At 68.6% G+C, this 5,175-nt stretch carries 5 protein-coding genes; 2 read left to right on the top strand and 3 right to left on the bottom strand.

The window, feature by feature from the left end; translation table 11 throughout:
- Window positions 1-325: ROK family protein (locus Q0L11_RS13340; protein ID WP_296597863.1), on the bottom strand; the 325-nt coding region annotated here is incomplete at its 3' end.
- Window positions 326-583: 258 nt separating this feature from the next.
- Here Q0L11_RS13340 and Q0L11_RS13335 point away from each other — a divergent pair.
- Both Q0L11_RS13335 and Q0L11_RS13330 read left to right on the top strand, forming a co-directional pair.
- The gene (locus Q0L11_RS13335; protein ID WP_296597861.1) at window positions 584-1,483 is read left to right on the top strand and encodes a hypothetical protein; all 900 of its coding nucleotides are present in this window, start codon (window positions 584-586) and stop codon (window positions 1,481-1,483) included.
- A gap of 22 nt (window positions 1,484-1,505) precedes the next feature.
- The gene (locus Q0L11_RS13330; RefSeq protein WP_296597860.1) at window positions 1,506-1,754 is read left to right on the top strand and encodes a hypothetical protein; all 249 of its coding nucleotides are present in this window, start codon (window positions 1,506-1,508) and stop codon (window positions 1,752-1,754) included.
- 79 nt (window positions 1,755-1,833) lie between these two features.
- Here Q0L11_RS13330 and Q0L11_RS13325 read toward each other — a convergent pair whose 3' ends face one another.
- Together Q0L11_RS13325 and Q0L11_RS13320 are read right to left on the bottom strand one after the other, a co-directional pair.
- Window positions 1,834-4,287 (bottom strand): prolyl oligopeptidase family serine peptidase, encoded by a 2,454-nt coding sequence (locus Q0L11_RS13325; protein WP_296597858.1) that lies wholly within the window; start codon window positions 4,285-4,287, stop codon window positions 1,834-1,836.
- An 82-nt stretch (window positions 4,288-4,369) separates the two neighbouring features.
- On the bottom strand, window positions 4,370-5,026 hold the full coding sequence (locus Q0L11_RS13320) for a hypothetical protein (protein WP_296597857.1): 657 nt from the start codon (window positions 5,024-5,026) through the stop codon (window positions 4,370-4,372).
- Window positions 5,027-5,175: the final 149 nt, after the last annotated feature.

Genomic DNA, 5,175 nt, shown 5'->3' with positions numbered 1-5,175 from the left:
AGTTGGCGTCGTTGGCGTAGCGGACGTCGCGGCCCAGCACGCGCTGCAGGTCGGCCGGGAAGGGCTTGTCGTTCAGCACGGTGGAGTTGGAGTTGCGCATCAGGCCGGTGGCGGGGGAGGGCGAGCCGGGGCCGCCCACGCCGACGCGGGTCACCGTGACGCCCGCCTGCCGCTCGGCCTCGCCGACGACCTGGGCGGTGGCCTCCAGCCGGTCCTCGTAGGCCGGCGGCGTCGGAACGCGGACGCGCGCCTGGAACCGGCCCTCGGCGTCGAGCGCCGCCGCCTCGATCTTTGTCCCGCCGAAGTCCACGCCGATGCGGATCATCGGCCCTGAATACCTGATTTGTTCTGCGTGCTCACGGGATGGCTTTGGGTGCGAGGCGAATCGCTGCTCGACCCTCACCGTTTACGGCTCTCCCTCCGGTCACTGAATCTACGCCTCGGACCGAAACGACAATCGGCTCGGCCCTGCCAATCGCCGCGGCTGGGCGGGCTGCCTTACATCCTAGATTGCTACGCGAAAGTGCGGGTGCTCCAGATTGATTCGGCGATATGACCTTCACACTAGCTACGAGGGGGGACGATGATCTTTGCGCGTTTTGGTTCGGTGGTTTTGCTGACAGCAGTCGCATCGCTCGGAGCGAGTGCGCGCGCTGCCGAAACGAAGGTATGGGCGAAAGTCGGCGCCACGCCGGCCGCGGTGAAGGCGCAGATCGAGCGGTGCCAAAGTGATGCGTCGAGTCAGAAGGCGGACTTCTTGTCTTCGGGCCAATTTATCGACAACGGCTCGTCCGCCGGTCGCAAGACGCTGCTGGGGACGCCCATCGACCAGGCGTTCTTCAACGCGCCCTACCGCAAAGCCGCGGCCCGGCGTTGCATGACACGGAATGGCTACGCGCGCCTGCAGTTGACGGACGAGGAACAGGCCGCGTTCAAAAAGCAAGGCGAGGATCGCTGGCTCGCAGCGTTTCTGGCCGGTGATATCGGGCCGCGGGTCGAGGCTGCTCGGGCTCGCGTAGACCCCTTCAGCGAGGCGCTGAACGCTACGCCCTTTTCCGACCTGGCGTTCGATCCCGCTAGTGTGAAGATCGTGACGGGCGCGCTGCCGGACGCCAAACGGGGGAGCGTCGCCACGTTCGCCTACAATTTCGACGAAGACATGCGGATGAAGGGGGTCACGCTCGCCACGGCGAAGGTCTCGTATCGGAAGACAGGCCGAGTGTCGGCGCCATTCGCGGTCAAAGACCCGCTCACCATCGCTGTCGCGGAAGGGACGATCGTATACCAAGTTTCCGGCGCGACTTCTGAAGGTCTCAACCAGACATACTGGTGTGGGCCTGTGACCATCAGCAGCCTCGTGGGCGCCAAGCCCGGTGGCGGTTGTTTCTGGCGGGACGGAAGGGATCGCGTTGCAGTTCGCGGACAGGTCGCAACCGTGGTCGGTGGGGCGCTTCAACGCCCTGGGTTCTCTCTGGCGCGGTAAGTCGACCGGCGAGGCCAGCGTAGTGGCCAGCGAGGTCGACCTAATCGGGCCTCTCGACTTCCGACTGGAGGTTGTCAACGACACGGTCTCGATCGGAATCCAGGCGATCCTGAGCCGTGAGGGAAAGACAAGTGTCCCTTGGGCGCTGGTGGTGGAAACCAAGGACGGCGAGCCCGTCTACCTGCCGGTGGCCGATGGCCGGTTCAAGCTAGTGCGAGAGAATAAAGTCGTGACGGCGGAGTTCGAAAAGATGCCTGCATCAGGAAACTGATGCAGGCCCAGATCCGTTCGCGGCCGCCTAGTCAGCGACCAGGCTGTCCCCCTCTCGCCGCGAACAAGAAGCGCCTCCCTCACCGATCCGCCGGCGCCGGCTTGCCCTTCAGGTAGGTGTCGAGCCAGGTGGCCATTTCCCAGAGGGTGTGGTCGGAGGATTCCAGGGCGCGATAGCCGTGGGCCTCGTTGGGCAGGACGACGTAGCGAACGGTGGCTCCAGCGCCTTTGAGGGCGGCGTAGAAGCGTTCGGTCTGGACCGGGAAGGTGCCCGAGTTGTCGTCGGCGCCGCCGTGCATCAGCAGGATCGGCTCCTTGATCCGGGGCGCGTAGGTGAACGGGCTCATCTTCGTGTAGATGTCCGTCGCCTCCCAGTAGGTGCGCTCCTCGGCCTGGAAGCCGAAGGGGGTGAGCGTGCGGTTGTAGGCGCCCGAGCGGGCGATGCCCGTCTTGAAGAGGTCGGTGTGGGCCAAGAGGTTCGCGGTCATGAAGGCCCCGTACGAGTGGCCGCCGACGGCGATCTTGTCCCGGCTGGCGACGCCCAGGTCGACCACGGCGTCCACCGCGGCCTTGGCGTCGGCCTGGAGCTGTTCGATGTAGGTGTCGTTGGCCGTGCCGTTGGCGCCGACGATGGGGAAGGCCGGGTTGTCGAGGACGGCGTAGCCCTGGGTCACCAGTAGCAGGTGCGAGATGCCGCCCGGCCGGGAGAAGCGGTTGGCCGAGGTGTCGACGACCTGGCCCGCCATCTTCGGGTCCGTGAACTCGGCGGGGTAGGCCCACATCAGGAGCGGCAGGGGCCCGTCGCGCTTGGCGTCGTAGCCGGACGGCAGGTACAGCGTGCCGGACAGTGGCAGGCCGTCGGCCCGCTTGTAGGTGATCAACTGCTTGTTGACGCCCGCGAACTGCGGCGCCGGATCGGCGAAGGCGGTCAGGGGCTTCGGCGTCTTGGCGCCCATCGTCCGCAGGAAATAGTTCGGGACGGCCTTCTGGCTCTCGCGCCGGGTGACCAGCTTCGTCGCCGCCGCATCGGCGAAGGCGACCGGGAGTTCGTAGACCCCCGGCTCGCTGCGCCAGAGCTCCTTGATCTTGCCGTCGGCCAGTTCGAGACGGCTGACGAACGGATACTCGCCCTTCGCCGTCGCGCCGGGGCCGCTCATCAGCACGGCCTTGCCGTCGGCGGTGAACTGCATGACCGGCTCGCCGGCGGCGTTGCGCGCGAACATCGGCTCGCCCGGGTCGCCGTAGCGGTCCTGCGAGCTGCGCGAGATCAGCACGCGGCCGGCGTCGGGCTTGCCGGGGTTCACCAGGGTGCGCGTCTCGTGCCGGGTCAGCCACCAGCGGCTGGTGACGATGGCCGCGTCGTCGCGACCCCAGGCTATGGAATCGTAGCGATCCTTCAGGTCCGCCAGCTTGCGCGGCGCGGCGGTGAACGGCGCGTCCAGCAGCACGAGGCGGTCGTGGATCTCGACCTTGTTGCGCGGGTCGCCGCCGTCCTGGGCCTCGGCCCACAGCAGGGTGGCGGGCGCGTCGGCGCGCCATTCGACGTCGCGCGGCCCCTTCACCACCGCGTCGAAGGGCGGCGGAACGTCATCGGCCAGCGGCCGGTCGACAAGGGTCTTCACGACGGCGCCGGTCATGTCGAGCACCGCGATCTCGGTCGGGAAGGCGCGCGCCGGGACGACGTAGCTGTAGGGGCGCTTCAGCTTGGCGGTGAGCAGGTACTTGCCGTCCGGCGAGGGCGTCGCCTCGGCCCAGACAGCCGGCGCCCCGATCGGCGTCACCGCGCCGGCCAGGTCGACGCGGGCGATCTGGCTGGTGAAGTAGTGGTCGAACAGGGCTTCGTCGCGGGGACTGCCCAGCAGGTCCTGGTAGGTTCGGCTGGGGGCGGTGCGGCCGCGGTTCTCCTGGATCACCGGTCCGTCGGGCGTGGTCGAGGCGACCGGCGGGGCGCCGCGGCCGGCCGGTACAGTGCGGGCGACCAGCGCCTTGGAGTCCGCCAGCCAGTCGTAGGGCTGGCCGAAGGCGGCGTTGAGGATCGGCCCGGTCAGCTTGCGCGCCTTCGCGCCGGCGACGTCGGCGACCCACAGCTCCAGCCCGTCGGGGGCCTCCACGGCGATGGCGAGAGTCTTGCCGTCGGGCGACCATTGCGGGCCGATGAAGCGCGCCTTGGCCGGCAACTCGACGGTGGTGGTCTTTCCGCTGGCGACGTCCTTGAAGCTGAGGCCGGTGTTCCAGTTCGTGCGCGCCTCGACCGGGCCGTTGGTGCGCGGGTTCACCCGGTAGCCGCCCAGGCGCAGGATCGGCTCGGAGACGGCGGCGATCGAGGGCAGGCCCTCGCGGTTGAGCACGGCGAGCGTCTTACGATCGGGCGAGAGGCTGACCGCCGGCGTCGGCTGGGCCGCGATGATCTGGGCGATGGGGGCGGGCGGGACCTGGTAGCCGCCGGGCGCCGCGAGGGCCGCCATCGGCGACATCAGGAGGCTCGCCGCCACGGCAGTCGAGAGCAGGCCGCGAAGGCCGGTACGGATCAGCATGGAAGGACGCCCCATCGCAAACAGAGGCGCGACTTGACGATGGGCCGGCGGCGGCGTCAACGCGCCTGGGCCGCCCGCGCCGCTATCTCCGTATCGCCGCCTCGATCGCGTCGGCCAACTCGGCCCAGTCGTCGATGCGGGGGTGGCGCTCGGACTGCGGCGCCAGGGGACGCAGGCGCAGGTCGGCCACGTGCTGGAACGTCGCGGTCCCAGGCGAGTGGTCCTGCACCGAATCGAGATTGGGCAGCAGGTCGTCCACGAAGGCGGTCCGCTGCGGTGTCTGCGCCACCAGGCCGGCGGCGATCGGACCCTTCGGCCCCGAGTTCAGGATCAGCGGGTGCGGCAGGCCGTGCTTGCGCAGCCACTGCGTCCGCAGCGCCTCGGCCTGGGCCGGCGCGTTGGACAGGATCAGGATCTCGGCGACCTTCGAGAGGCGGTTCAGGGCGTCGATGCCGCCCGGGGCCGGCTCGATCTCGTGGCAGCGCGTGGCGAAAAAGGCGTCGAACAGCTTCTTGCCGTCCTCCACCGGATAGTGCTCGGCCTCGCCCGGCCGGTAGATGTTCTGGAACAGGGCGAAGCGGTCGATCCGCATCTCCAGGCCATGGTCGGCCACGAAGTCCCCGAAGCCCTGCATGAACAGGCCCAGCACCTCGTCCACGTCCACCAGCACGAGGGGCCGCTCGGTGGAGAGGCCGAGCGTGGCCAGAGGCGGGGCGGCGATCGGCGAGGCTTGGGTCAAGGCGGTTCCAACGGGGATAACGAAGTTTAAGGATATACCGACCGATAAGGGCCGGAAGGGTGGGGAAGGGCCGAAATCCGGCCGCGCCTCCAGCAGCGTCGGGTCCCGAATGGCCAAGAAGGTCCTCATCGTCGAGGATAACGAGCTGA

It is taken from the genome of Phenylobacterium sp. (assembly GCF_024508875.1).
Classification (GTDB): Bacteria; Pseudomonadota; Alphaproteobacteria; order Caulobacterales; family Caulobacteraceae; genus Phenylobacterium.
This window is presented reverse-complemented; position numbering and strand designations above follow the sequence as displayed.